Raw genomic sequence first — 26,853 nt, forward strand, 5'->3', positions numbered from 1 at the left:
AACAGCTACGGAACGGGGAATCGGAACTGAGTTCAATACTTGCGCTCTCCGAATATGATCGTTCCCAGTCTCACCATGTTCGATCCTTCCTCTATCGCAACCCTGTAAGAATTGGACATTCCCATCGAAAGATATCTCATCTCCACATTCTCGATCCCCGAGGTACCTATCTCTTCGAATAACCTTCGAGTGAGTCTCAGATGGGGTCTGATTCCTTCGACGTCATCTGTCACCGGCCCCATGGTCATAAGACCGACGACGATGATATTTTCGAGATGGGAGATTTCTTCTAGCAGTTCAGGGGATTTTTCGGGATATACGCCGCTCTTGTTCTCTTCTCTGGCGCTGTTTATTTCTATCAACAGGGGCATTTTCTTTCCGATCGCTCCCGCTCTCTTATCGATTTCGACGGCCAGTTTCACGGAATCGACAGTCTGAATTATATCGAATATTTCGACCGCCTTTTTCACTTTGTTAGTCTGAAGGTGACCTATACAGTGCCAGCGGGCTTTAATGCCTATCGCACTATGCTTTTCCTGTGCCTCCTGTACATAGTTCTCTCCAAGGTCTATGACACCGCTGTCGAGGAGTTCCAGAATCTCCTGAACACTCCTGGTCTTGGTTGCGGCAATAAGTGTAACATAATCGGGAATCTCTGCCCTCAATCTTCTCACGTTATCTACGATCAACTTCACAACCTCCCGATCAATTATATATTTGTTCCGGTGACTTCTACCGTAAGTCTGTCACTATTTTCATGTTATTATTCCGTTGCGGAGATCCATACAAACGAAAGGAGGTTTTATTCCGTGAAATCGAGCATTATATTTATTTTTGCCCTCTTGATCGCCATACTCATATTCTCGGTGTTTTTATTCATTCAAGACAGACTCGCCTTGAAAGAACTTCTTCTATCGGCCAGCAAGCTGGAAGAAAGTGTTTCCAATCTCCAGACGCGCATGGGGAGTATCCAGAATGCAGTTGACAATCTCCGCAATCTTGTAGAAGAGCCGTACAGATTATTGAAGTCGAAAGAGTTCTTTACTGTAAGCGTCGGGTTCGACGAAGTGATCGTGAAGTCGCTTTTCACATTTTCCGAGTATAAAGAAGGAAGCGACGTATTTCTCGTCTTGAACGACGAAGCCGGTTCAACAAGAACCCTGGAACTCGATAGGGAAGATGGAGTTTCCTTTATCGAACTATCCATTTCTCCGTTTGGAATTTACAGCGGGCAGATCTTGGTACGGGAAGGATCCCGAGAAATAATGAGCGACCGTTTTCAAATACCTCCCGAGAATTACCGTATACAGAACTTTGAAATCTCAGGCAGAGCCTGGCAGCAGGACCAGAACGATTTGCTTTACTCTTTTCATCTGATAACAACCTCTTTTATTCAAAACAGTCAGCTCAAAATCGCTAAAGCTTCAGTACGGGTTATGAATCAGGGTGAAGTGATAGACGTACTAGATATGCCCTTCCAGGATGGGCAAACGGCACTCACAACTACAAATTACACGGCTGGCAGAGACAGCAATTACGAATTCTTCGCAGACGTTACTTATGGCTTCGGAGGCTCAGTTAGCAGGAAAATAGAAGTCAAGTACAATTTTTAAGCCGGTTTTATGTAAGAACGACTCTTTTGATCAGTTTTGATCAGAAAAACTAGAGTCGTTCTTTTTGTTTGTTTATAGGTGCGTCTCCGATAAAATTTCCATGGAAGGTGAGACAATTGAAGAGACGGGAATGGCTCGAAAAATATAAAAAAGATATATTAGGTCGACCCACACGAAGTGCGGCAAGTTCCGAGAAACTCAAGGACTATCTGCTTCGAATGGTGGGATTTATTGAGGAATCCTCAATCGTTGCGGATTTTGGGTGTGGTATCTGCAGTCTTTGGCCACTTTTGCGGGATATGGGCATGCGAATAGTGGGAGTCTCCTGCAACAGAAAGGAGCAGCAACAGAAGGGAATCCGGATAATGAACATAGAGATGGCCGATTTCAACTTTCTTGGCATATTTGAAGGTTTTGTGGCGGTAGATCTTCTGCAACGTATTCCGCCCGAGCTCTGGTCGAAAATTCTGTTGAAGATCTCGCGTTCCATTAAAACCGATGGCATGGGCCTAATAATTACCGAGTTGAGCGAAGAGGAATCGGCCCGTTCGGTTTTCTCGGACCTCAAAGGCGACGGTTTTCCCGTGGTTATTGGAGAAAACCTGGAAGATGGTGAGTACATTTTCAGACCGCTAAAAAGCTGGTACGATCAGTGGCTCAAAAATGCCGGATTGTCCGTTTTCAGAGAGGAAGTTATCGATTCGGTAGTCTATTCAATCGTGAGAAAGTGATACATTCCCTCGGGTTCAACGCACCAGATAAAAATCCTGTTGAACCATATACTCCTTGAATCCGAGGGCACGAGAAACCTTAAGTGAGCCGTAATTCAGTACGTCGTGTCTGTATTGAACCAGGTTTTTGCTTAAAATTCCCCATTCGCTAGATTTAGAACCCAGAGCCTTGCCAAGTCCGAGTTCCCTAAAGTCGGGAATGGTTATAATACCAATATCGGCGATCTTCCCCCATTTGATGATGCTGGAAACGGCGACTATTTCTCTTTCGTAAAACGCTCCGAAAACCGCGACATGATTGAGCTCTACATATCCTTCCGCCAGATCCTCGCGCGTGCAATGACTTCTGAAATTATAAAACGCCGTCCTGTCGCCCAGATTCAACCTGCGAACAATGAATTCATCGGGCGGGTCGTAAGGTACGAAATTGGAGGGATTTAAATATTTTATCGAAGTTTTCCGCCCCCTCCTCAGCGATCCTCCGGATAGAGCGGGGATCTTTTCAACACTGAATTCGGATAGCTTTTCGAAGTTTCTCACGATACTTTCGAGTGCGGGATCGAAAATCAGGACTATTTTGTTTTCAAAAGAGAAAACACTAACCCGACCGCTCTCACTCTTCTTTCCTGGAATTAACAAAACCGATTCTCTTTCCAGGGCAGTCGAATCGATACCCATGTACCCGGTCCATTCTTCGAGTATTCTGAGTTTCATTTCTTCCTCTTTCAAATTGAGTACCTCCATTCTTTCGGGACAGAAAACAAACGTATAGTGTCTTTATCACAACTGAATTCAGAAAGATCGAGAAGGCACTAAGACGGAATCACCATGATCAATCCGAAGCTTGCTTCAACAATTAGAAACATGATGCTGGAAAACTCAAAGGACCTATCCAGAAAAAGCGATACCAGACGCGTTAAGGCGACAAAGATATAGACCACCCCAACGAACGTCAGTGCGATCGGATAATTGAAAAGAATAACGGGAGCCAGACCAAGACCCAAGAAAGCTCCTCCCATAATGGTTCTGATCTCTACCCTTCCCCTATCTCCACCGGCAGAAAATCCGGCCAGCCTGGCGTAGGATTGAGGTCTGATTATTATGTATAAACCCGTTGTTGCCGTGAGAATAGAGATAATAAACTTGGCTATAGTGAGCACCATATTCACGCCCCCCGGAATTCTATATTATTCTAGCAGTACAATGTTTCGATAGCAAATCAATAGCGGATTATAAGAGATCTGAAAAAAAGCAGCAAATAGACCAGATTGCTCCATGCGGGAGTCAAGATACTGATCAACATTCCAAGTATAGGAACGGAGACGGAGAAAAGGTTCTTCTTTCTGGTGTTTCGGATATCCAGATTGCTTAGAACCTCCTCTTGAACGAGATCGGTCTTTCTTATCAGGTACTCCCACTCAATTAAGGTTATGATTTCAAGCATCAAAATATTTCCGTGGAAGAGAAGCTCGACAAATTCGAAATCCCCGTAATCGCTTAACAGAGACGTGGTCAACGGAATGAGAGTTATAAATAGAAGGCTCGTGAGGCTTAACCACAGATGAAGATCATCGGTTTTCCTCAACAACTTCATTCGTTTGTTCCCTGAAATCCAGAGCGATCCAACCACGAAAAAGGAGATGCAGTAACTGAACAGCTCGTAGTCGAGGCTGAGGATATATTTGATGAGCTCTTTCTGAGAGACTATCTCCCCCGGTTCCGGAATCCTTATTGTGAGTACAAGGAGAGTTATGGCTATTGAAAAGACTCCGTCGGTCAGCGCCTCCAGCCTGTTGACATTGGTCTGCCGGTCTGAAGATGAAAACCTCAAATCTCGCTCCTAATAAGCTATGCCAACTCTCTTCTGTGAATATTCCGAAGTGAACAACAGGTTATAGGCAAATTCCGCCACATCCTGAACCGAAATGCGCTCGCCGCTTTCCGGAAGAAAATCGGCCGCGACCCGGTAACTCTGATTACCCTCGGCAAACGACATAAAGGGAGGACACACAACCGTCCAGTCCAGTTCGGAAGTTTTGAGTATTTCGAAAGCATCCAGATACTCCCGCGATGTTTTTTTCAGGTACTGAGGATAGTTGGGCGAGTCCAGTCTTAGCTCTCGCGGCGATAGTTGAAGAATACCGGCGTTGGCTATAGCGACTAACTTGGAGACTCCCGATTCTCTGGCGCCGTTAATTATGTTCTTCATCGCCACCGCCAGAGTATCGTTCACGCTTCCGGAGTTATCGGGACCGAGTGCGCTTATTATGGCGTCCTGCCCCCTAATCGCATCCCTCACGGCCTGGCTGTTAAAAACGTCTCCCGCATGTATTTTCAGATTTTCTCTCCTCACTGTGAGCTTGGAGATGTTTCCAACAAATATCGTCACAACGTGATTATCGCTGAGAGCTCTGTCCAGGATCACCCTCCCAACTCTGCCGGTTCCACCAAACACTATTATCTTCAAGGCTGTTACCCCCTTTCATTCCTACACTTATATATTATAGACTCAACTCGAAAAATCCAAATAACCGTTATCGTACAATACAGCCTGAACGGACAGTTTTGCGCTGACAATTTCGAAAAACCGCGATTATTTGCCCGGAGCTCTAAGAAAACTCTAAGGATTCGATCATAGACTTGATACGTAAGAAAATTCACTGGGAGGTGTGAAAGATGAAAAAGATACTGATTATCACGATAGTTGTGCTTATGGCAGGAGCAATTGCAACGGCGGCGGGATTGGGATTCAGAGCCCAGGGCATTAAGCAGGCTCAGGCCGGCCCGGGTAGATGCGAAGCCTTCGTTGATGAGAACGGCGATGGAATCTGTGACTCATACGCAGTGAGACCTCAGCCGCAGGATGGAACGGGCAAGAGATGGGCTGTCGGAAGAATGAACGCCGGTTTCAAAGGCAACAGAGGTGCAAATAGAGGAACCGGACTGGCTGGCCAGGAGAATTTCGTTGATGAGAACGGCGACGGAATATGCGATCTTCTGGGTACCAGAAAAGGTTTGGGTAAAGGTAACGCGTTCGGCAGAAAGTAATCCCGCCATTGAATGTGCAGAGAGTCCCTTAGGGGGCTCTTTCTTTTTATCGCCCCACACAAACATCTCCCATATGAAGATAGAATTAACTGGCATGTCGGTGATTCGGTATTTCTTCGTCACACTAGAGCCGTTTTTGTCAAGGTACGTAAGATATGCTAAGATAATACTACCGGGGGTAAATGATGAAATCAAATCTTTCAATCATTATAACGATAGTATTTATGTTCGCCTGCGTTTCTTTAAAGGCAAGTGTACTCGTCTTCGGTGGCGACGGAGATTACCCTCCATACGAGTATATCGACGAAAACGGCGACTTAACGGGTTTCAACGTCGATATTATGAGAGCGGTTGCCAGAGTTCTGGGAATGGATTTAGAAATAGAGCTCGGTGAATGGAACTACATAGTCGAGAAGATGAAGTCCGGCCAGCTAGACGGTTTGCTGGGCATGGCGGTAACGGCCGAACGCGAGAAGCTGTACTCCTTTTCGATCCCCCACAATTATCTTTACATGAGTATCTTTCACAGGAAAAACACCCCGATAAACTCGATCGAGGAGCTGCACGATAAAGAGATAATCGTTCAAAAGAACGGCGTTATGCACGACTACCTTCTGGAAAACTCAATCACTGGCAAAATCATCACCGTCGAAATGCCGCTCGACGGATTGAAAATGCTTTCCTCAGGCAAGGGCGATTTCGGATTTTTCGGCAAGTATCAGGGGCTTTATCTTGCCAAACAGAACAACCTGAAAAACCTGGTTGTTTTCGAAAACACCGTCTTCGAGAGAGACTACTGTTTCGCCGTTTCGAAAGACGACCAGGAGCTCCTCGGCCTACTCAACAAGGGGCTTCTCTTCATAAGGGACAGCGGCGAGTACAGGGAAATCTATAAAAAATGGTTCGGCACGCTCGACTGGTTTGAAAGCAACGTTCAAAATATCGTATTCTGGGGTTCGGTCCTCATCGTGCTTGTGTTAATTGCTCTATTTGTGCTGTCGATATGGAATTCGGCTCTAAAGAAGCGCGTTGATAAGAGAACCGAAGAACTGACCAGTAGAATCGCCGAGTACGACGGTCTCCAGAACAAGATACGCGCCTTGCACGAAGTTACGCTTCAGATGGAAAAGTGCAGCGATGAAGAAGAGGTTTACGATCTGGTGGTGAAGGCCGCAAGAGAAATCCTTAAATACGATTATTACAGTCTCGACATCGTCGAAGGTGATTTCCTGGTGGCCAAAAGATACTCCGATACTATAGAGATCAACTCGGATGTGCCAAAATACGAAGGAATCGCCGGTAGAACCTTGAAGACGGGAGAGACTATACTCGTCGACGATATCACCTCAGTCGATTACGCGCTCCCCTCCAGCAGTAAGATCAGGTCTCTGCTCAGCATCCCCATGGGCTCATTCGGCGTCTTCCAGACAGTTTCTCTGGAACTGGCCGCCTTCAGTAGGGAAGATGTGGAACTGGCGGAGTTGCTCATCTATCACGCGGTCGGTGCGATCGGCATCATACGCAAAACGAAAGAGATAAGCTTCCTGGCCTTCCACGATTCGCTGACGGGGCTTTACAACCGCACATTTTTCGACGAAGAGGTTTTGCGGATGGACACCTCTAGAAACCTGCCAATATCGCTGATATTCGGCGATGTGAACGGTTTGAAGATCATAAACGATAGTTACGGCCACTCTTACGGCGACGAGTATCTCAAGGCCGTTGCTGGAACGATAAAAAGCTCATGCAGACAGGAAGATCTTGTTGTGCGCTGGGGTGGAGACGAGTTCGTAGTTTTACTTTTCAGAACTTCGGAGCAGCATGCCAGGGAAATCATCTTCCGCATCGAGAGCAACCTGGTTGCCATAAGAGACTTCCCCGTAACCGTGAGCGTTTCTTTCGGTGTTTCCACGAAGATCTCCGAAGAGCAGAATATCGCCGATTTGATCGAAGAAGCCGAATTCGAGATGTACAACCAGAAAGGACTAATGAAAAAAGCCGGCAAAACCATGAAATGAAGAAAAAGAAAGACCCGGCAACCACGGATCGGCTGACTACTTCGACGATCTACAGGGCCGGGCCTCTGGTGTGGTACAACTCCCGTTTAGTGAGCGCTAGCCCCTTCTGATTCCTGCAAGCCTCTCAAAGGTCTCCCTGAGCGAAAAATAGGTCTCTTTGAAGAGATCGTACAGTCTCAGATATTGCTCGTGCTCGTCTCTCGCCGGCTCGATTTGCTCGACATCTACTACGAAATTGCGAGCGGCGGAGAAATCGAAAAGGCCGGAACCTACTCCGGCAATTATCGCGGCACCCATCGATGTCGCTTCTTCAACGTTTCGTGGAACTACCAGTACTTTTCCTAGAATGTTAGAGAGTATCCTCTTCCAGCTCTCGCTTCTGACACCACCGCCTATGACACGGATATTTCCTATCGGTATCGACTCTTCGATGGTGTCCAGTATCCATTTTAGATTCATCGAGACGCCCTCGATCACCGAGCGAACGAGATCCAGTCTGTTGTGGGAAGCTGAGAGTCCCACAAAAACGCCCCTTGCGCTGGAATCCCATATAGGACTCCTCTCTCCGTGGAGATAAGGGAGGTAGATGATCTCCTCGCCGTGATGATTGAATTGCCGCAGGAGACCGTCCAGGTACTTGAAGATATCCCCGCCTTTTTCTTTGAGATTATCGCTTTCAAGACTGTATGCTATATCTTTTATCCAGCTGTAAGAAGTACCGGCCGCCTGCATCGTGCCGGATGGAAAATAGAAACCCTTCACGGCGTGCGCACCGGTGAAGACTCGCATTTTCCCATCTATGAGAGGACTGTCCGTTATGGTGGATATCCACGAAGAAGAGCCGAGGTAGAGATAAGTGTCGCCGATTCCAACCGCACCGGCTCCCACCGCGGCGGTGCAACCGTCGCCGGCGCCGAGTATCACCCTGCAGTTCTTCGAGAGCCCGAGTTCGGAGGCTATTTCTGGCCTTATCTTTCCCAGATCGTGAACCGACGGGAGTGTCTGTGGAAGCTTTGACTGATCTATTCCATTGAGGTCGATCAGTCGCTTGGACCACTCGAGCCTATTTATATCGAAGAGGTTCGTCATCACGGCGTCAGAGTAGTCGGTGACCATCTCTCCGGTGAGACGCATGTTTATAAAATCCTTGGCCTGGAGAAACTTGCTAGCCTTTTCGTAAAGGTCCGGCTCGTTCTCCTTGAGCCAGGCGATCTTGTACCCCTGGTAAGTCGGTGAAACTCTCGAACCTGTTATCCTGTAGATCTCTCCTTCATCAATCAAAGCAAGCAGCTTTTGGACCTGTCTGGAGCTTCTAGAATCTGCCCATATCATCGCGCGTCTCAACACTCTTCCAGAGCTGTCTACGGGAACCGCGGCCTGCATCTGGCCGCTTATGCTGAGGGCGACCACATCCGGGGAGTCGATCGAAGCCTTCTTAACGATATTCGCTGTGCTTTTGCAGAAAGCCTTCCACCAGTCTTCGGCGTTCTGCTCGACCATTCCAGGAGCCGGGTAATGGGTATCGTATCCCTCGAAGGAAGAGCAGACGAGTATTCCCTTTTCATTGAAAAGCGTCGCTTTGTCTCCGGTTGTACCAAGATCGTGAGCCAGTAAATACTTCATACATTCTCCCGGCGGGTTATATGGAAACCCATTTTCTATCTTCTATTGATTGCCAGTCGGCATCGAAATTGTCTATCGCTTTAAGAGTGCCGCTGTGAGCGAAGAACTCTCCGTACATGGCAACAGGAAGAGAGATACCGTAAATCGGTAGTTCTGCCATCTTTGAAATCTGCGTCAATGTCTTGAAACTGGCCGCGATCAATTTGGTAGAGTAAGCCCCGTTGGTTATCACTCTCTGCATACTCTCGACAACAGAAAGATCTATACCCAAATTCTCCATGCGACTGGCGTAAGGAGCCACGTAATCGGCTCCTGCCTCGGCGGCCATCAAGACCTGGGGCACCGAGAAGATTCCCGTGATCGTCACCGGGATCTTCAACTTTCCGAACTCTCCAAGTGCCTTTATACCTGTTCTGGAGAAGGGTATTTTCAACTTAATTCTTTCGGGGGCGAGTTTGAAGATCTCGACGCCCTCTTTTATTGTGTCTTCGTATTCCGAAGAGGCACACTGAACGAAGAGCGCTCCTGCGAATCTATCCAGCATTTCTTTGACAACCTCTAAAGGCCTTCTATCGCTCTTTTTGAGGATGCTCGGGTTCGTACTGATTCCCGAAAAGATGCCGAGTTCGAAAAGCCCTGCGATCGCTTCGGTGTTGCCATCATCGATAAAAAGCTTCATAAAAACGCACCTCCTTTGCGAATGACTTGATCTATAAAGGCAGATCGTTGTAGCCGGGATATTTCTCCAAGAACTCTCTATAGATGCCTATGGCGTTGCTGGAACCGAAAATATCGGCTCCGGCGCGAATGAAATTCTCTACATGCGAGAGGTTTTTGACACCTCCGGAAACCTTTATCCCCAGTAAGCCCCTGACAATTCTGTGTATAGTTTCGACATCTTCGATCGCTGTGGCCCTTGAACCGTATCCCGTTCCGGTCTTCACATAATCTACTCCGGGTATTTCGACCAGTATGGAACAGGCCTTCTCGATCTCGGCCGTCGTCAGATAGGAGACTTCTATGATCACTTTGCAAGTTTTATTTCGAAGAAGGCTTGAGAGATGCTCTATCTCCCTCCTGAAATACCCCCAGTCACCCGATTTGATGGCCGAAATGTTGGCCGTGATATCTATATCGGTCATCGACGGCCCAAGCTCCAGCGATTTCTTTATCATATATTCCTTTACATCGGTCGTATCGTACCCGAGCGGAAAGCCCGATCCACATGCTGCGGCAACGGTCGTTCCCGAAACCTTCGCGATCACTCTGTCCATTAGATACCAGGGAACCACAACCGCCCGGAAATCACAGGCCACGCTCTCGTCGATGAATCTATCAACTTCCTCGTAGGTGGCGTTGGCTTTGAGTAACGTGCTGTCGAATCTTTTGGAAAAACCGGTTATCTTCTCCACGGCTACCTCCACAATGTGAAATACAGGGAAAGCCATTCAACACAAGGTTCCAATTTTCGTGAAATATTGAGAGCGGTATCAATATGGCTTTCTAATTTATTATAACCTTTTTTGTTTTAAATGTCTATATTCTCTTTCTATACAGGCATTATTGTAGATATTTGATACTTGACACACCATGCGAAAATAAGATAGAATATCTCCGATACATTGATACCGATATCATTACTAGTATCACAGCTCTTCAAAATTGAGATGTGGTATATCGGTGAAAGGAGGGAGGATGATACCCGTGAGTGCGACACTCGACGATATTGCAAGAGAGACCGGTCTATCCAGAGCCACGGTGGCACGTGTGCTCGGAGGGTACGGACATTCCAGCAAAAAAGCGAGAGACAAGGTTCTTGAAGTAGCCAAAAAGTTGAATTACAAACCGAATTACATCGCAAAGAGCATGGTAACGGGTGAAACGAAGAATATCGGCCTGATAGTCGGCGATATACAGAACCCCTTCTTTTCTACCATCGCCAGAGCCATAAGCGATGTGATCGTACCAGAAGGATACAGCCTTATCGTATCAAGCACCGACGAGAAACTGGAAGTCGAAAAGACTTCGATAGATAAATTTTTCCAGAAACAGGTTGATGGACTGATACTGGCCCCGGTTTCGAGGAGCAACAGCGGCCATCTTCATGAGTTGGTCAAGTCGAAGATTCCAGTAGTTCTCATAGACAGGGTGATAGACGGACTGGATCTCGATATGATCGTTAGTGAAGACGTAGGTGGCGGTCAGGTCGCGACTGAGTACCTTGTCGGTCTGGGTCACCGCAATATCGGTTTTCTTTCCGACAATCTCGATATAAGTACAAACTACGATAGGCTCTCGGGTTATCGGAAGGCACTAAGGGAAAACAACATCCGTGAGAGAGAGTGCTGGATCAAACTCGGAGGCTTCAGGGTAGATGGAGCGTACAAGAGCGGAGTGGCCCTTCTGAGCCAGAACAAAGACCTAACGGCAGTAATAGCCTCTAACAACTACATGGCCGCGGGACTACTTCTGGCAGCCAAGGATATGGGACTCTCGATTCCCCGCGATCTCTCCGTGATAAGTTTCGACGACATTGTCTGGTTCGAACTTACCAAACCTCCGATAACTGCTGTCGCCCAGAACACTGTAGAGATGGGAAGCCTTGCGGCCAGAAGTGTTTTGACGGCTCTTCGAGACCAGAGAAGCGTGAAGGGGATCACCAGACTGCCTACAAAACTTATAGTTCGCGAATCCTGTGCCAAACTTCAAAACTAGGATAGATTTCCATATATAAACGGAGGTGTTCAGATTGACTTTGGATAATTTCCTGGAAAAAGCAAAGAAGAGTGTTCTCTTTACCTCTCCTTCTCTAGAAAAGGACCTGACGGAGTTTCTAGAGGAACATACGGATAGAATCAAAAAATTGGCATCCATGACTCTGGAAAAAGATTTCAAGCAGATCTACTGGGTCGGTAGCGGCAACTCCTGGTGCAACCTTTACTCGGGAGACTACATACTCAACAAAATGACCGATCTTCCCTCGGCTTATTACAAAAGCTACGACTTCATCTGGACCAATCCTGCAAGACTGGGCGAAGACTCGCTGGTTATTCTGGCCTCATTCTCCGGAAACACCGAAGACACGGCTGCGGCGTTGCGGTTCGCCAACGAAAAGGGAGCCACCACCATTTCTTTCACAAGCAAGCCCGATAGTATTCTGGCCAGAGAGGCCGATGAGGCAATTGTATACAACTCGAACGCCCTGTTCATTCTCCCCCTCGCCGGAGCGTTCGTATTCGCTCTCGAAATAGCGAGATTGCAGGGAAGGGACGTATCGAAACTGTTCGAGCAGCTTCAGACTATGCCGCGTCTTCTCGGAAAGATCTACAAGGAAGAGGAAAACAGAGCCGCGAGACTTGCAAGCAAGTACAGAGATTACGATCTCTTCTACGTTCTTTCCAGCGCTTCGGCCTACGCGATCGGTTACAAGTTCGGACTCACAGTCTTCATGGAAAACATGAGAGTGAACGCATCTTTCATGGAAACCTCCGAGTTCAGACACGGTCCGGCCGAAATGCTCGACGGTCACAAGCCGCTGCTTCTCTTCCTCGTAGGGACAGATGAATCTAGAGATATGAGCGAACGCGTTATAAAAATAGCCCAGTCCAACGGTAGCGAGATAATGAGGTTCGATGCGAAGGATTACGGAGATTTCGATCCACTCTTCGCCCCGTTCCTCTTGATGGTTCCACTTCAGTGGTTCGCCGTCTATTCGGCTTATTACAGAGGTATCTTCGATCTAGACGAGAGAGTTCTCATGGGAAGGGGAAAGATGTCCACTGGAAGTCAGATTACCTGGCCATGATACGCTGATGGGAGGAGAGAGCCTATGATTTTTGAAAATGTCCTGGTTGTTGATCCGATAGATGGAGAGTTCGTTGGAAGCGTAGAGACTACCAGAGGAGTGATCTCCGGGGTAAAGAGAAGTATAAAGAACGTCGATTTCGAATATATACTGATGCCGGGATTCGCCGATCCTCACACACACGGCTCGGCCGGTGTAGATGCGCTTTCTATGGATCTAAGGGGACTCAAAAAATGGGAGAGCTTTCTCTATTCTCAGGGTGTCACTTACTTCCTGCCGACAACCATGTCTTCGACTCCCGGAGCAATACTCTCCTCCGCAAAAGTTGTCAGAGAGTACCTCGAAAACAACGGCTCAACATCTGTCGGGGGTATTCACTACGAAGGTCCATACATAAGCGTCAAGAGGAAAGGTGCCCAGAACCCTTCCCTGATAAGGAAGATCGACCTAGGCGAGATTGAGTCCACACTGATAGAAACGGTAAGATTGATCACCATGGCTCCCGAGTTGGAAGGCTTTATCGAGGCCTCGAAGTTGATAACCGATCGAGGGATACCGATCTCTCTGGGCCACACCGATGCATCCTACGAAGATATGAAGCGAGCCTTTGAAGCTGGTTGTACGAGAGTTACACACTTTCCAAACGGTATGAATACGCTTCATCACAGGGAACTCGGGTGTATCGGAGCGGTCTTTTCGATGCCTTTCTCCGTGGAAATGATAATCGACGGGGTACACTCCCTCCCCGAGTTCGTGAAGATGGTCTACGACATCAAAGGTCCGGAAAGGATCATGATAGTCACCGATACAATAGACGCGGCCGGAATGCCCGACGGCGAGTATGAACTGGGCGGCTTGAAAGTGATCCTGAAAAACGGCAGACCCACGCTCGAAGATGGAACGATAGCCGCAACGGTCTTGATGTTCAATCAGGCGGTACAGAATTTCAAAAGCTTCACCGGCTGCACTCTGAAGGATCTCGCACGCGTCTCTTCCTACAACTCTCTCCGGTTGTTGGGCATAGAGGACCGGGGCAGAATCGCGGGAGGATATCTCGCCAACCTGGTCTTGCTCGACAGAAATCTGAAAGTTGTAGAGACCGTGTTGAACGGAAAGACAGCATTCAAAGCTTGAAGCGGAAGTCTAGAGACTTCCGCTTTTTGTTTTCTCACAACAGACAATATCCAGAAACCGTGTAGAAGGATATTTTTTTCGTGTAGTGTTTATAGACTTTCGTAAATCCCAAGTAAATTTGTTGATTATTAAGATTGAAGAGTGATTATGTTCGTTTATTCGGGTTTATTGTCAAATATCTTCTTCTTCCTTTCTTTTTATACAACTTCTAAATTTGTACCGGCTACAGCGTTCTGATATAATCAAGCATGTTTGTACGTACATTGGTACATACGTATGTACAGAACTACACTAGAAGGAGGGTTTTGCTAATGCGTAAAGTACTCGTACTACTTGCTATGGCCTCGATTCTTCTCGGAGCCACCTTAGGTTTTGCAGTTTACAACATTGCCTTCATAGTCAAGGCAACCGATTCGGATTTCTGGCAGTACACGATAGTTGGAGGTAAGAACGCCGAACACGACCTCCAGGGACTCGCGAAAGTAACCGTCTACGGACCCCCATCGGAAGCCGATATCGATCTTCAGGTTTCTATACTCGAGAACGTAGTCAACACGAAACCCGATGCGATAGTCATCTCTTCCACCAGTTCCGAAGCTCCGTCCCTGATCCTGGATGCCGCCTATAAGCAGGGCATAAAGATCGTCCTTATCGACAATTTCGTTTACGACACAGGTTACAACTCCTTCCTTGCGACCAACAACGCGGTTGGCGGCGCACACGCGGCTGACAAACTGGTCGAGGCACTCAAGGCCAACGGTACCGCCCTCAAGGGCAAGGTAGGACTCATCAGCGCTATGGCCGGTGTTCAGGTTCTGACCGATAGAGACGCCGGTTTCACCAACAGGTTGAAGGAAATCGCACCAGATCTCCAGGTTCTGCCGACTATTTACACCAACAACGATATATCTCGTTCCGCGAATGCCGCTGAAGACCTTCTCATAGCCCATTCCGATCTGGTAGGTTTCTTCGCCGACAACAACCACACCGGTATCGGTGTCGCGAGAGTCATCGAACAGCGCGGTCTTGAAAACAAGATAATGGCAGTCGCTTACGACTCCGATCCTCTGGAAATCGAAGCACTCGATAGCGGCGCCCTTAAGGCCCTCATCGTTCAGGACCCCCACGGTATGGGATACAAGGGAGTTATGTTCGCATTCATGGCGATAAACGGTGAACCGCTTCCAGCCTATCTCGACACCGGAGTTTATGTAATAACCAAGGATATTCTCGAAGATTCGATGATGATCCTAGACCCGTTCTCGAGAAAGAAATATTGATAAATTCACGGTTCTAGCAAGGACTGAATGGGCAGCGCAAGCTGCCCATTTTCAGAATTTTTGGTCACACAATTCCGGAGGTAGTGTATGAAGAAAGATATTTCTTTCAACAGACGATTCGACAACACGTTATTGAAACCCGAGTCAACCTGGGAGGAAATAGTGAGTTTCGTCGATGAGACTGTTTCATATAATTTCAGAAACGTGGTTGTCCCATGGTACGCGATTCCCTCGCTGGTAATCGAGAAAGTTAAAGGCACGGAGGTCGGCATAAACGTAGGTCCCGGAGGCTTTCCCTTCGGCATGGTTCCGACAGAGATGAAGATGAGAGAGATTAAGTACTATCTTTCTCTTGGCGAGACGGTGACCGATTTCGATATAGTGATCAATGTCTCCGCCGTCAAGTCCTGCAACTGGGACTATCTCAAGAGAGAGTTCGTGGTACTGTCTGAACCTGTCAAGAAGGAAAACAGAATCTGCAAGTTTATCATAGAGACGAGCAGACTGACCGAAGAGGAGATAGTTAAGGTTTGTGAACTGCTGGCAGATGTGCCAACGATAGATTTCGTGAAGACCGGCACCGGCTTCGGCCCGAGGGCGACATCCTATCGAGATGTAGAATTGATCAACTCCGTTGTGTCCGGAAAAAAAGAGATAAAGGTATCCGGTGGAGTGAGAACTCTCGAGCAGGTTGAGAAGTTCATGGAGCTTGGCGCGACGGTTTTTGGATCGAGTGCCAGTGTTTCTATACTGAAAGAGTACCGGAAGAAATACGGAACCTAAAGGAGAGCGATCACATGCCAGAAGCAAGAACCGTTTTAGAGCTTGAGAACATCTACAAGACGTTCCCCGCTGTGAAGGCGCTCGATAACGTAAGCATGTCGGTAAAGAGCGGGGAAGTAAGGGGTCTTGTCGGAGAAAACGGAGCCGGTAAGTCAACTCTTATAAAGATAATTACGGGCGCTTACACCAAAGACTCCGGATCGATGCTTTTTGAAGGAAACGATATCGGTAGAAACTCTCCGCTCATTTCCAAAGGCCTCGGGATCTACGCGGTTTATCAGGATGTCATGGTTACACCCGACCTCACAGTCGCAGAGAACTTCTTTCTCGGCCACCAGCCTAGAATAGGTCCTTTCATTAACTGGAAGAAGATGTACAGAGAGTCCGAGGAGTTTCTAGATGAAATTGGTCTGGAAATCAATGTCCACAAAAACATAAAGGAACTCAGTATCGCAGAGAGCGAGATGGTAGCCATCTGCAAGGCTCTCTGGCAGAAACCGAAACTGGTCATTTTCGACGAACCTACGGCCGTTCTCACCAGGAGCGAGACGAAGATACTCTTCAAAATAATCGAGGATCTGAAGAAGCGTGGAACAGCTATCATATACATCTCGCACAACCTGGAAGAGGTTTTCGAAGTCTGTGAAACCGTCTCCGTACTCAAGGATGGAGCGACGGTCGGTACTTACACAACCGAAGAACTTGGAAACGTGGACAGACTGATTCCTCTCATGGTCGGAAGATCTATAGAGGAAATGTACCATAAAACGGCTACCGAAACCGGGCAGGAGTTGTTGAGAGTTGAAAACCTCTCGGGAAACAGGTTCGAGAATATCTCTTTCAGCGTAAAATCCGGAGAGGTGGTCGGACTGTTCGGGCTGGTCGGGGCTGGAAGAACCGAAATCGCCAGGGCGATTTTTGGAGTCGACCATTTCGTTGAGGGCAAGATAGTGGTCAAAGGTAGCGAGGCCGCAATCAAGAAACCGAAAGACGCCTTAGACAACGGAATAGGCTATCTGCCCGAGGACCGGAGGAAGCAGGGTATATTCCTTCAACAGGATATCGACTTCAATCTGAATATCATAAACTTCGACAAAGCCATGCGTGCCGGTATAATAAATTACGGCAAAGCGCATGCCCAGACCAGAGATTATGTCGAAAAGCTTTCGATAAAGATCGGCAGTATCTATCAGCCCATCTCCCAGCTGAGCGGTGGGAACCAGCAGAAAGTTATCATCGCCAGATGGCTCTGCAAAAATCCCGACGTACTGATATTCGACGAGCCGACTGTCGGTATTGACGTGGGAACCAAGTCGGAAATCTACCGCCTCTTTGGAGATATATTGAACAGCGGCAAAGGGATAATTCTGATTTCCTCGTACCTTCCCGAGCTCATGGGAGTATCCGACAGGATATATGTTATCTCCAACGGAAAGATGGCCGCCGAGGTTCAGAAGAAGGACTTTTCGGAAGAGTATCTCTTAACGCTCGCGATGAAGAATCTAGTTTCGAAGGAAAAGATAAAGGAGGCAGTTTGAAATGGCTGGGAAGAGGGAAAGAAAAGCATTTGCGGAAAGAAACCTGTTGATTATTCTCGTTGTGATGTGGGTCTTTCTGGCCATCGCAACAAAGGGAAACTTCTCCTCGTGGGCCAATATCACCAACTTGATAAGGCAGTCCTCTATAAACGGAGTTGTGGCCATTGGAATGACTTTGATCATCATAACCGGCGGCATAGATCTGTCGGTGGGCTCTATCGTTGGCCTGTCGGGAATGATTTACGCCATCATGACCTCTACCAGAGGAGACTTCAAACTTTCCTCTTTCTGGGGAATAATCATAGCCCTTGCCGTGGGCGCGCTGGTGGGTCTGATCAATGCGGTTGCCATTCATGATGGTAAAGTCCCGGCTTTCATTGCGACACTGGGAATGATGACGCTGGTCAGGGGTATCGTAATGTACGTCTCCAGCGGCAGGATGGTTACGGGAGTCCCGACAGAATACAGACAGTTCGCAGTAGATGAATTCCTGGGTATCCCAGCTCTCGCCTGGACCTGGATAATACTGGCTTTAGTCATGATATTCGTCCTAAAATACACCAAGTTTGGCCGCAACCTTTACGCGATCGGCAGCAACGAGGAGGCTGCGAGACTTTCCGGTATCAATATCAGATTCAACATGTACGCATTTTACATTGTAGCCGCCCTTTTCAGCGGCGTCGCGGGATTGATGCTCGGGACTAGAATGGCCGCCGGGGTGCCAACGGGAGGACAGGGCTACGAGCTCGACGCCATAGCCTCGGTCGTTATCGGTGGAGCCAGCCTTAGCGGGGGCGTCGGCACGATACTCGGAACGGCTCTCGGCGCACTCATCATCCAGACTATAAGGAACGGCGGAAACCTGCTCGGTGTCGATCCGTTCATAATGCAGATCATAATAGGTGCGATAATCATTCTGGCCGTCTTCTTCGATCAATTCATAAAGAGCAGGAAGAAGGGAGAGGGCCTGAAAAAACTCTTCAAGAGGGCGTGATTGATGATGAAGATAAGCAAATTCTTTCATGTTGCCATCGAAGTTCCAGATCTAGACAAGGCAATCGAATTCTACACAGGACTGCTCAGCCTGAGTCTGATCAACCGTGAAAAGCTGCCGGAAAAGAAGCTGGAAGTGGCTTTCGTTGCTGGAGAAGGTTGCGAGATCGAGCTGATGTGTTACGAAGACAGTAAAGACAGACAGTTCGCTCCAGAGAATCAGTCGCATTTTCAGCACCTCTCTTTTCTTGTCAACAACATAGACACGGCGATGACCTACCTTAAGGAAAAGGGAATTGAGCTCGAATCGGAAGAACCGATACCGGTCTTCAACGGGAGGGTATGTTACAACACTTTCAAAGGCCCCGGCGGAGAACTTCTGGAGATCGCGCAGATAATGAAAAGATAATCCGTATCCTGGATAGTCTGGAGGATTTGTATGAACAGAGTTACCGTTTTTGGAAGCTACGTAATGGATCTGACCACACTCTCTCCACACATTCCGGTGGTTGGAGAGACAGTCTTCTCCGGCCCTTTCAAGATGGGTCCGGGCGGTAAAGGCTTCAATCAGGCCGTGGCGGCTAGAAAGTCCGGTTCCCAGGTACAGTTCATGACGAAAATAGGAAGAGATCTTTTCGCTCCCTTCGTCAGGGAAGCCTTCGATAGATTCGATATATCCAGAGATAATCTCCTCGAGTCTGTCGAATCCGGCACCGGAGTCGCTCTGATCATAGTGGACCGGAACAACGGAAACAACGCCATCGCAGTCGCTCCCGAAGCCTGCAACGAACTGAGCGTTGAGGATGTGAGGGAACGGAAAGAGATATTCGAAAGCTGTGATGTCTTTTTAACACAGTTCGAGGCTAATCTTGAAGCTACCTACGAAGCTATAAAGATCGCCAAAGGCTCGGGCGCGAAAGTATTGTTAAACCCTGCGCCGGTTAAGGAATTCGACCACGCGATTCTAAAATACGTAGATGTAATCATGCCCAACGAAATCGAGGCCAGTTTGATGACCGACATCCCTCTGGATGGGCTCGATTCGATAAAAGATATCGCCCGGGAACTGGGGAAGCATGTGGAGACGGTGGTGTTGACACTCGGGGGAAAAGGTGTTTACTGCCCTTCTGTCAGCGATGATCTGATCCCGGCATGCAAGGTTGCAACCATCGACACCACGGGCGCCGGCGACGCTTTTGCCGGTATCTTCGCCTCTTACATGTCCAGGGGTATATCTATAGCCGGGGCGATAGATTACGCAAGAGTCGGCGCGGCCATTTCGACTACCAGGTTCGGCACTTCGCCCTCCATGCCGGAAAAAGAGGAAATAGAAGCACTCCTGAGTGAAATCAAGGGAGGTGCTTCCATATGAATTACGTTATCGCCTACGATTTAGGTACTACCGGTAACAAGGCGACGCTGTACAGTATAGACGGAAAGCTTCAGGCAAGCGCTTTTTCCTCTTACAGGACTTTTTATCCCGGACCCAACCAGGTTGAACAGGACCCCGAGGAGTGGTGGGAGTCAGTAAAGATAACGACATCGGAGCTTTTATCGAAAGCCGGTGTCGATACGCAGGAGATCAAAGCGGTCAGCTTCAGCGGCCAGATGATGGGAGCTATTCCCGTCGATCGGAACGGAAAAACCCTGAGAAGGGCAATAATCTGGGCCGATCAACGCAGTGTAGAACAGGCCGCCAGGTTGGAAAAGTTGGGCAACGATACTGTGTACAGATTGACCGGCTCACGAATCACACCGACTTATTCCGGTCCGAAGATCGCCTGGATCAGAGACAACGAACCGGAAACGTACAGGAGGGCACATAAGTTTCTCCAGGCCAAGGACTACATTATCTCCAGATTCACCGGCGAGTTCGGTACCGATCCGACGGACGCTTCGATGACCCTGCTGTTCGATATAAAGAACTGGAAATGGTCGGAACGACTTGCAGACACGCTGGGACTTGACCTTGAGAAGCTTCCCGAAGTCTTCCCCTCGACCTCTGTAGTATCTACGGTTTTGCCCGTCGTGGCGAGGGAACTGGGGCTCTCCGAAAAGACGCTGGTTATAAGGGGTGGCGGCGACGGAGCCTGCGCCTGTCTGGGGGCCGGTGTTGTAAGTCCCGACGAGGCCTATCTCTATCTCGGCTCCTCGAGCTGGATAAGCACTTGCTCAAGAGAACCGGTTTTCGACGAGAAGTCGAGAACCTTCAATTTCGCCTACCCGATAGAGGGATACTACTGTCCCTGCGGCACAATGCAGGCCGGAGGTGCATCTTACCACTGGGCCAAGGACGCTCTCTGCAGGCTCGAAGAAGAGAAGGGAAGGTCTCTCGGCCTCAGCGCCTTCACTTTGATGGACGATCTGGTGGACGGTACTAAACCGGGAGCCGGAAACCTGATCTTTTTGCCATACCTCCTCGGCGAACGTAGCCCTCGCTGGAACATAAACGCCAGGGGAGCCTTCATAGGGCTTTCTTCAACACACAGGAAACCCGATATGCTGAGGGCCGTCATGGAAGGGGTTACTTTCAACCTGAAGATAATCCTGGATATACTGGAAAAGGACGGAAAGTTTGATAAAATAAGGTTGATAGGCGGTGGAGCCAAAGGACGGAACTGGAAACAGATCGTCGCCGATATCTTTGGTAAAACAGTTACTATCCCGGAGTATTTGGAAGAAGCAACTTCAATGGGTGCAGCGATCATAGGAGCCGTCGGCACTGGAGAAATGACGCTGAAAGAAGCATCCACTTTCGTCAAGGATGTGCAGTTCATCTCGCCGAGAATGGAAGTTCACGAGAAATATCTGAGGCTCTTTGAAGTGTTCGATAAAGCATACATGTCTCTTCTCGAAGTCTATGAGGACCTTGCGGAGATGTGATTCAAGTTTGATATATCGGATCTTCATCTCTTGAAGCGACACCGAAAGAAAGAAGGGATTTCATCATGCTGTTTAACTCGGATAGAAGAATAGTACTGGATAGAGCCAGCCCGGTTCCGCTTTATTACCAGATATACAGGATAATCTCCGACTACATGAAGGAGCCGGGCGTTGTCGGCAGGAAACTTCCGACCGAAGAAGCGATGATGAAAGTCTTCGATGTAAGCAGGGCAACTATCAGGAGAGCGCTCCAGGCTCTGGAAAGCAGCGGTCAGATAGCCAGAAGACGCGGAAGGGGCACGATAGTTACCAATAACGCTTCGCAGGAGCATCTTACCACTATAAGAAGTTTTACTGAGCAGATGAGGCTCGAGAACCATGTGCCCATAACGCAGGTTGTGGATGTTCGAAAGGTTCTGGCCGATTCGGAACTGGCCAAACGCCTTGGCGTTACCGAGGGCGAGGAGCTGCTTCAGGTAACCAGATTGAGGGGCAATGAATCTTACTTTCCTCTTGCGCTTTTCATTTCTTATCTCACCCCCGGGAGCAGATTGACAGGCGAGGAAAACTTCGAAGGATCTCTGTACGAACTCATGAGGTCGAAGGGCTCGCCCGTCGTCGATGGAGACGCAATAATAGAGGGAAGGCTGGCCGAAGGCAAGATTGCGGAACTTTTGAAAGTGGAGAACGGTGCCCCGATACTCTATTACGAAAGGCTGGGTTCGACGATAAACAACGAGCCGGTCGAGCTTGTACAGTGCTGGTACGAAGCGAGGCACTACAAATTCCGGATCCATCTTTCAACCGGAAAATGAAGGGAGACAAATAATGAAGAAAAATGGAATATTGAATAAGGAAATCTGCAATTTAATAGGTTCGATGGGACACACAGATCTCATGGTTATCTCCGATTCCGGTCTTCCCATAGCTTCGGACAGATACCGGATCGATGTGAGTATAATCGGCGGCAAACCCGGTATCTTCAATGTTTTAGAGCCTGTTCTGGAGGAACTGGAAATAGAGAAAGTGATCTTCTCGCAAGAGATGAAAACCGTCAGTCCCAAGACTCTAGAAGAGACCATCAAGAGATTGCCCGAAGGTATAGAGATCGAATTCGTTCCACACACGAAGTTCAAAGAACTTACCAACACACAGTCCAAGGGAGTAATAAGAACAGGCGAGCAGATCCCTTACTCGAGCGTGATACTGGTCGCCGGGGTAACTTACTGAGTCATGCTTTTACAGCTGGCAAACGACAGTCATATAAGGAGCGATTTCTTCACTCTGGCCATTAAAGTCGCTTCTCACGTAGATATCATAGAGGTAGGCACCCCGGCGCTTTTGGCACACGGGATGGAACTGGTCAGAGAAACGAAAGCGGCTTTCCCCGGGCACAAAGTGCTGGCGGACGCCAAGATCGTCGATGGTGGATATCTAGAAGCCGCGATGGCTTTCCAAAGCGGCGCGGATATCGTTACAGTTCTGGCCTTTGCACCCGTCAAGACTATCCAGGAGACCGTCAAGGCCGCCGAAGAGTTCGGCGGACAGATAATGCTCGACACACTCGCAATCGAATCGATCGAGGAGTTCGCCTCGAAGGTGGCTCCGTTCTCGCCGGATTACGTCTGTCTTCACACTTCGGCCGATCTGAGCGATGTCGGTGAAGACTCGCATTTGACCGGTTACGCCGAAAAGATGGGCACACTCAGAAGGATCCTTCCACACACCATGATAGCCGTTGCAGGTGGGATCTCCCTGGATAATCTCCCGGTTCTACTTTCGCTGAGACCGGATGTCGTAATAGCCGGACGGTCAATATCGAGGGCCGAAAATCCCGTGGAAGCGGCGGCCACCATGAAAAAGAGAATGGCGGGATCGATATGAATTTCAAAGAAACCTTAGAAAAGGTGCTAGATGAGATTAGCTCGATCCTCTCTGGAGTAACGGACGAATCAGTTGAATCACTAGCTCTAAAAATACTCGGGGCCGAAAGGATCTTTCTCTTCGCCATGGGCAGATCGGGATTGGCCATAAAGGCCTTCGCCATGAGATTGATGCACCTCGGTCTGAAGGTCCACGTGGTGGGGGAGATCTCCACTCCCTCCATAGGCGAGGGTGATCTGCTCATAGTGGGTACGGGCTCGGGCGAGACTCCTTCGGTGGTTCTTAACTGTAGAAAGGCCCGGGAGCTGGGAGCCGAAATAGCGGCCATCACCGCCAGCATAGAGTCTTCGGTGGGTCGCCTAAGCGGTCTTGTCATCATTATACCGACAAAGACGCTGAAGGTCCCCGGGAGAGAGGGTATCTCTTCGATACAGCCAATGGGCAATCTTTTTGAGCAGTCGCTTCTCATCCTCACCGACATAGTAGTGATGAGACTCATGGAAAAGCTCGGCATGGATTCGAAAGAAATGTTCAAGAACCACGCCAACCTTGAATAAGGAGGTAGCGAAATTGAAATACAGAAAAGTGAAAAAGATAGAAGAGAAATTATCGACCCTCGGTTACGGTTGCTGGGGTATTTCCGGCCCATCTTTCTGGGATGGAACAACCGACGATGATTCGATCAAGACGATACGCAAAGCCGTGGGCGAGGGCATAAACTTCTTCGATGTGGCCCCGGTTTACGGATTCGGTCACGCCGAAGAGGTTCTTGGAAAGGCCATCAAGGGTATGAGGAACGATATCTTCATCGCGACCAAGTGTGGCCTCGTCTGGGATCAACAGAACAGGATAAGTAACTGCCTGAAGCCGGAAAGTATCAGGCGCGAGATAGAGGCCAGCCTGAGGAGACTCCAAACTGACCGCGTGGATCTTTACCAGCTTCACTGGCCCGATCCCCGGGTCGATATAGAAGAGACGATGGATGCGGTCAATGAACTTAAAAAGGCCGGTATGATAAGGTACATAGGCCTGTCGAACTTCTCCCTGTCCCTTGCAGAAAGGGCGATGAAAGTCTCGGATATCGCCAGTATGCAGGGACTGTACAACATGCTCGAAAGGAACCCCAAAAGTTACCACAACATACCTCTCGAATACGCGGTGGAAAAAGAGGTCCTTCCATTCGTAAAAGAAAACGGGATGGCCTTTTTACCTTATAGTCCGCTCTTTCAGGGACTCCTGACCGGGACTTTCGATCTGGAGCGGGAAAACTTCAGTTCGAGCGACGTGAGATCGGCCAACCCCAAATTGAGCGGCCCGGATTTCGAGAAGTATTATTCAGTAGTGAAGGAACTCAACGCAATTTCCGGGGAGATCGGTAAGCCTCTGAGTCAGATCGCCATCAACTGGCTGCTCTACCACAAAGAAGTTACCTCGATCATTGCCGGCGCGCAGAACATAGCCCAGCTCGAGCAGAACCTCGGGGCCGTTGAATGGGAGATCGACGACGGGCTTTACGGCAGGATCGAGACGCTGGTAAAGAACTCGGGAATTGATCTGTGAGGTGTCAAATGAAAGCCGCCTATGTGAAAGCTCCCTTCCAGTTTCAGATAAGAGAAGTCGAACTCCCCGAACCGGGGCCGAATGACGTTCTGCTTTCGATAAAGGCTTCCGGAATCTGCGGGACCGACCTCCATATAGCCCGAACTGAGGCCAGGGACTGGCAGCCCTTCGGCCACGAGATCGTCGGCTTGGTCGAAAAGATAGGTTCCAACGTCGGAAATGTTTCGCTTGGCGATAAAGTGGTGGTCGAGAGCGGTTCTTTTTGCGGTAAGTGCGCCGACTGCAGAAACGGTCGCGTAGATCTCTGCCACGACAGAACACCGAACGTTTTCAGCAGGGTCGAGAGCGATGGTTTCGCTATGGGTTTCGCCGAGAAGATAATAGTCGACAGTCAAAATGTCGTCCCCTTCGAGGGAGTTTCTTTCCAGGAGGCCTCTCTCGTAGAACCGATGGGAGTCGCTCTGGATTTGAGCTATACGGTTAAGCCCGAACTGAACGACGATGTGCTGGTCGTCGGTCTTGGACCGATCGGCCTGATGGCTACTCAGATCGCGAAGGCCATGGGTGCCAGACACGTCTTCGCAGCCAACCACTCTCGTTCCAAAATCAGGATCGATGTCGCCAGGCAGCTCGGAGTGGACGACGTGATAGAGGTGGATAAAACGCCCATAAGTTCGTACAAATTCCCCCGCGGCGGGGTGGACAAGGCACTTGTGACAGCCCCTCCGTACGTTATACCCGAAGTGCTGGGAGTCATGAACTATGGAGGTGTCGTTGGGTTCATCGGTATCGATTACGGCGAGGGCCGATTCATAACTTTCGACGCCAACGCCTTCCATTTCAACAAACTCCAGCTCAGAGCCTCGCACGCCGTGCCCGCCCTTTACTTCCCCGCCTGTCTAGATATGATCAAGAGTGGCGCGGTGAACGTGAAGCCCCTGATCACCGACACTTTCACACTCGAAGATATAGAGAGGATGATGAAGAGGGCCGAAAAGGAAAAGGACAGAGTAATCAAAGCAGTTATGATCGGCTGATATTAACAAAAAAAGTGGCTGCCTCCCGCAGTACCCGTCTTTTGAAAAGTATGGAAGACAGGTGCCCTGAGGGCAGCCACTTAACTTTGCAATCGGGTATCGCTCGCGATAGTTCAAGGGTCGATTTCCTGGGAATGAAGATGTCAAACAGTGCACCGGTGAGCAGTGTGGGGCATCTCACGAACCTGGCATAAGTGAGAGGATCGTATTCAAGGCAAGATATGGGGGCGCTCCCCAGCCCCACTTCGGGACCCTCGAGAGAAGCGGCGTAGTCGTGAAAGAGTTTTCCGTGCATTTCCAGGCACTTATCTCTGTTGCAGGAACCATCCTCTTCGTATTTAACTCTCATGACTCCCGTAACGAAGCTCTTCCAGGTTATGTGATAAAAATTTCCTCCCGTAACCGTCAGTGAAAGCCCGGAGATGCCTCCGTCGATAGCGGCCGTTATCACGGCGATGAACCCCCCGAAACTGTAACCCATAAGGTAATACGGGGGAGGACAGGTCGCTCTTAGATACTCCAGACAGGTCAGGGCATCCACCACGGCGTTCTCGAATCTGTCGCGCAGTACGTCGGTGCGGGGATCAAGAAACAACTGGCCCGACCTGTATCCGGCCGGTGTTCTCTCGAAATGGTAAGGCAGGATCATCATCACACCCGAAAGGCCGTATCTGCCGAAATTCTCGGGAAACCAGCGCAGGTACTCGAGATTCCTATCTCCCCTGCCATGAAGAAAGAGAACGGTTCCCTTCTCGCCTTCTCTGTTTATATAAAGAGGGATTTGAATGTTCTCACGAAAGTCGCACGGGAAGTTTGACCTAAGGACGACACGTTCGTTTCTTCCCGAACGGGCTTTCTCGACAATCGAAGGCTCTCTGGAATAACGTTTGGCGAAAATCTCTTTTTTGATTCTATATCACCTC

General features: G+C 48.9%; 29 protein-coding genes. 20 read left to right on the top strand and 9 right to left on the bottom strand.

Annotated features, from left to right (window positions below):
• Positions 1-32: 32 nt before the first annotated feature.
• Positions 33-689 (bottom strand): YggS family pyridoxal phosphate-dependent enzyme, encoded by a 657-nt coding sequence (locus PKX57_RS00560; RefSeq protein WP_213922241.1) that lies wholly within the window; start codon positions 687-689, stop codon positions 33-35.
• A 120-nt stretch (positions 690-809) separates the two neighbouring features.
• On the opposite strand from PKX57_RS00560, the gene PKX57_RS00565 reads away from it, so the two are divergent.
• Positions 810-1,613 (top strand): hypothetical protein, encoded by an 804-nt coding sequence (locus PKX57_RS00565; RefSeq protein WP_213922231.1) that lies wholly within the window; start codon positions 810-812, stop codon positions 1,611-1,613.
• Positions 1,614-1,918: 305 nt separating this feature from the next.
• Entirely contained in the window at positions 1,919-2,344 is a 426-nt protein-coding gene (locus tag PKX57_RS00570) for a hypothetical protein (RefSeq protein WP_231936663.1), read from the top strand.
• Between the two features lie 15 nt (positions 2,345-2,359).
• Here PKX57_RS00570 and PKX57_RS00575 read toward each other — a convergent pair whose 3' ends face one another.
• The 4 genes from PKX57_RS00575 to PKX57_RS00590 all read right to left on the bottom strand — a co-directional run bounded on the left by PKX57_RS00575 (position 2,360) and on the right by PKX57_RS00590 (position 4,811).
• Entirely contained in the window at positions 2,360-3,073 is a 714-nt protein-coding gene (locus tag PKX57_RS00575) for an N-acetyltransferase (RefSeq protein WP_169699210.1), read from the bottom strand.
• Between the two features lie 83 nt (positions 3,074-3,156).
• Complete coding sequence (locus tag PKX57_RS00580) at positions 3,157-3,507, bottom strand: DUF4345 family protein (RefSeq protein WP_470745526.1); 351 nt, start codon at positions 3,505-3,507, stop codon at positions 3,157-3,159.
• 56 nt (positions 3,508-3,563) lie between these two features.
• Positions 3,564-4,175 carry a TMEM175 family protein gene (locus PKX57_RS00585; RefSeq protein WP_213922235.1) on the bottom strand — a complete coding sequence of 204 codons (612 nt, stop codon included), beginning with the start codon at positions 4,173-4,175 and terminating at the stop codon, positions 3,564-3,566.
• 9 nt (positions 4,176-4,184) lie between these two features.
• On the bottom strand, positions 4,185-4,811 hold the full coding sequence (locus tag PKX57_RS00590) for an NAD(P)H-binding protein (RefSeq protein ID WP_213922236.1): 627 nt from the start codon (positions 4,809-4,811) through the stop codon (positions 4,185-4,187).
• 209 nt (positions 4,812-5,020) lie between these two features.
• Here PKX57_RS00590 and PKX57_RS00595 point away from each other — a divergent pair, with 209 nt between their 5' ends.
• Positions 5,021-5,392, top strand: coding sequence for a hypothetical protein (locus PKX57_RS00595; protein ID WP_213922237.1), 372 nt, complete (start codon positions 5,021-5,023; stop codon positions 5,390-5,392).
• Between the two features lie 185 nt (positions 5,393-5,577).
• Entirely contained in the window at positions 5,578-7,410 is a 1,833-nt protein-coding gene (locus PKX57_RS00600; protein ID WP_472414744.1) for a diguanylate cyclase domain-containing protein, read from the top strand.
• Positions 7,411-7,506: 96 nt separating this feature from the next.
• Here PKX57_RS00600 and PKX57_RS00605 read toward each other — a convergent pair whose 3' ends face one another.
• From PKX57_RS00605 to deoC (PKX57_RS00615), 3 genes are read right to left on the bottom strand one after another with little or no spacing between them, the layout of a single operon-like run.
• The gene (locus PKX57_RS00605) at positions 7,507-9,033 is read right to left on the bottom strand and encodes an FGGY family carbohydrate kinase (protein ID WP_213922238.1); all 1,527 of its coding nucleotides are present in this window, start codon (positions 9,031-9,033) and stop codon (positions 7,507-7,509) included.
• A gap of 16 nt (positions 9,034-9,049) precedes the next feature.
• Positions 9,050-9,712, bottom strand: a complete 663-nt coding sequence (locus PKX57_RS00610; RefSeq protein WP_213922239.1) for a transaldolase family protein — start codon at positions 9,710-9,712, stop codon at positions 9,050-9,052.
• 31 nt (positions 9,713-9,743) lie between these two features.
• Positions 9,744-10,445, bottom strand: a complete 702-nt coding sequence (gene deoC / locus PKX57_RS00615; RefSeq protein WP_213922240.1) for a deoxyribose-phosphate aldolase — start codon at positions 10,443-10,445, stop codon at positions 9,744-9,746.
• Positions 10,446-10,728: 283 nt separating this feature from the next.
• Between deoC (PKX57_RS00615) and PKX57_RS00620 the strand changes: the two genes are divergently transcribed.
• The 16 genes from PKX57_RS00620 to PKX57_RS00695 all read left to right on the top strand — a co-directional run bounded on the left by PKX57_RS00620 (position 10,729) and on the right by PKX57_RS00695 (position 25,930).
• Positions 10,729-11,748: a LacI family DNA-binding transcriptional regulator gene (locus tag PKX57_RS00620; RefSeq protein WP_472413905.1), complete on the top strand. Its 1,020-nt coding sequence runs from the start codon at positions 10,729-10,731 to the stop codon at positions 11,746-11,748.
• Between the two features lie 25 nt (positions 11,749-11,773).
• Complete coding sequence (locus PKX57_RS00625) at positions 11,774-12,838, top strand: SIS domain-containing protein (RefSeq protein WP_472414745.1); 1,065 nt, start codon at positions 11,774-11,776, stop codon at positions 12,836-12,838.
• Between the two features lie 24 nt (positions 12,839-12,862).
• Entirely contained in the window at positions 12,863-13,972 is a 1,110-nt protein-coding gene (nagA, locus tag PKX57_RS00630) for an N-acetylglucosamine-6-phosphate deacetylase (protein WP_213921645.1), read from the top strand.
• 311 nt (positions 13,973-14,283) lie between these two features.
• Positions 14,284-15,252, top strand: coding sequence for a substrate-binding domain-containing protein (locus tag PKX57_RS00635; protein ID WP_213921644.1), 969 nt, complete (start codon positions 14,284-14,286; stop codon positions 15,250-15,252).
• A gap of 87 nt (positions 15,253-15,339) precedes the next feature.
• Complete coding sequence (gene deoC, locus PKX57_RS00640; RefSeq protein WP_213921643.1) at positions 15,340-16,035, top strand: deoxyribose-phosphate aldolase; 696 nt, start codon at positions 15,340-15,342, stop codon at positions 16,033-16,035.
• A gap of 14 nt (positions 16,036-16,049) precedes the next feature.
• Positions 16,050-17,573 (top strand): ATP-binding cassette domain-containing protein, encoded by a 1,524-nt coding sequence (locus tag PKX57_RS00645; protein WP_213921642.1) that lies wholly within the window; start codon positions 16,050-16,052, stop codon positions 17,571-17,573.
• 1 nt (position 17,574) lies between these two features.
• Positions 17,575-18,567 carry an ABC transporter permease subunit gene (locus PKX57_RS00650; protein WP_213921641.1) on the top strand — a complete coding sequence of 331 codons (993 nt, stop codon included), beginning with the start codon at positions 17,575-17,577 and terminating at the stop codon, positions 18,565-18,567.
• Positions 18,568-18,573: 6 nt separating this feature from the next.
• Positions 18,574-18,975, top strand: coding sequence for a VOC family protein (locus PKX57_RS00655; RefSeq protein ID WP_213921640.1), 402 nt, complete (start codon positions 18,574-18,576; stop codon positions 18,973-18,975).
• A 30-nt stretch (positions 18,976-19,005) separates the two neighbouring features.
• Positions 19,006-19,938, top strand: a complete 933-nt coding sequence (locus PKX57_RS00660; RefSeq protein WP_213921639.1) for a PfkB family carbohydrate kinase — start codon at positions 19,006-19,008, stop codon at positions 19,936-19,938.
• The gene (gene xylB / locus PKX57_RS00665; protein WP_213921638.1) at positions 19,935-21,449 is read left to right on the top strand and encodes a xylulokinase; all 1,515 of its coding nucleotides are present in this window, start codon (positions 19,935-19,937) and stop codon (positions 21,447-21,449) included. Before PKX57_RS00660 ends, xylB begins: the two co-directional genes overlap by 4 nt.
• 65 nt (positions 21,450-21,514) lie before the next feature.
• Positions 21,515-22,264, top strand: a complete 750-nt coding sequence (locus tag PKX57_RS00670) for a UTRA domain-containing protein (protein ID WP_214047494.1) — start codon at positions 21,515-21,517, stop codon at positions 22,262-22,264.
• A 13-nt stretch (positions 22,265-22,277) separates the two neighbouring features.
• Positions 22,278-22,679: a D-ribose pyranase gene (gene rbsD, locus PKX57_RS00675; protein ID WP_213921636.1), complete on the top strand. Its 402-nt coding sequence runs from the start codon at positions 22,278-22,280 to the stop codon at positions 22,677-22,679.
• A gap of 3 nt (positions 22,680-22,682) precedes the next feature.
• Positions 22,683-23,333 carry an orotidine 5'-phosphate decarboxylase / HUMPS family protein gene (locus PKX57_RS00680; RefSeq protein ID WP_213921635.1) on the top strand — a complete coding sequence of 217 codons (651 nt, stop codon included), beginning with the start codon at positions 22,683-22,685 and terminating at the stop codon, positions 23,331-23,333.
• Positions 23,330-23,890: a 6-phospho-3-hexuloisomerase gene (gene hxlB / locus PKX57_RS00685; RefSeq protein WP_213921634.1), complete on the top strand. Its 561-nt coding sequence runs from the start codon at positions 23,330-23,332 to the stop codon at positions 23,888-23,890. Before PKX57_RS00680 ends, hxlB begins: the two co-directional genes overlap by 4 nt.
• Positions 23,891-23,903: 13 nt before the next feature.
• Entirely contained in the window at positions 23,904-24,893 is a 990-nt protein-coding gene (locus PKX57_RS00690; RefSeq protein ID WP_214047495.1) for an aldo/keto reductase, read from the top strand.
• An 8-nt stretch (positions 24,894-24,901) separates the two neighbouring features.
• The gene (locus PKX57_RS00695; protein WP_213921632.1) at positions 24,902-25,930 is read left to right on the top strand and encodes an alcohol dehydrogenase catalytic domain-containing protein; all 1,029 of its coding nucleotides are present in this window, start codon (positions 24,902-24,904) and stop codon (positions 25,928-25,930) included.
• On the opposite strand, the gene PKX57_RS00700 is transcribed toward PKX57_RS00695, so the two are convergent.
• The gene (locus tag PKX57_RS00700; protein ID WP_472413818.1) at positions 25,917-26,582 is read right to left on the bottom strand and encodes an alpha/beta fold hydrolase; all 666 of its coding nucleotides are present in this window, start codon (positions 26,580-26,582) and stop codon (positions 25,917-25,919) included. The genes PKX57_RS00695 and PKX57_RS00700 overlap by 14 nt on opposite strands.
• Positions 26,583-26,853: the final 271 nt, after the last annotated feature.

The organism is Mesotoga sp. (assembly GCF_035363035.1).
In the GTDB taxonomy this organism is placed as follows: domain Bacteria; phylum Thermotogota; class Thermotogae; order Petrotogales; family Kosmotogaceae; genus Mesotoga.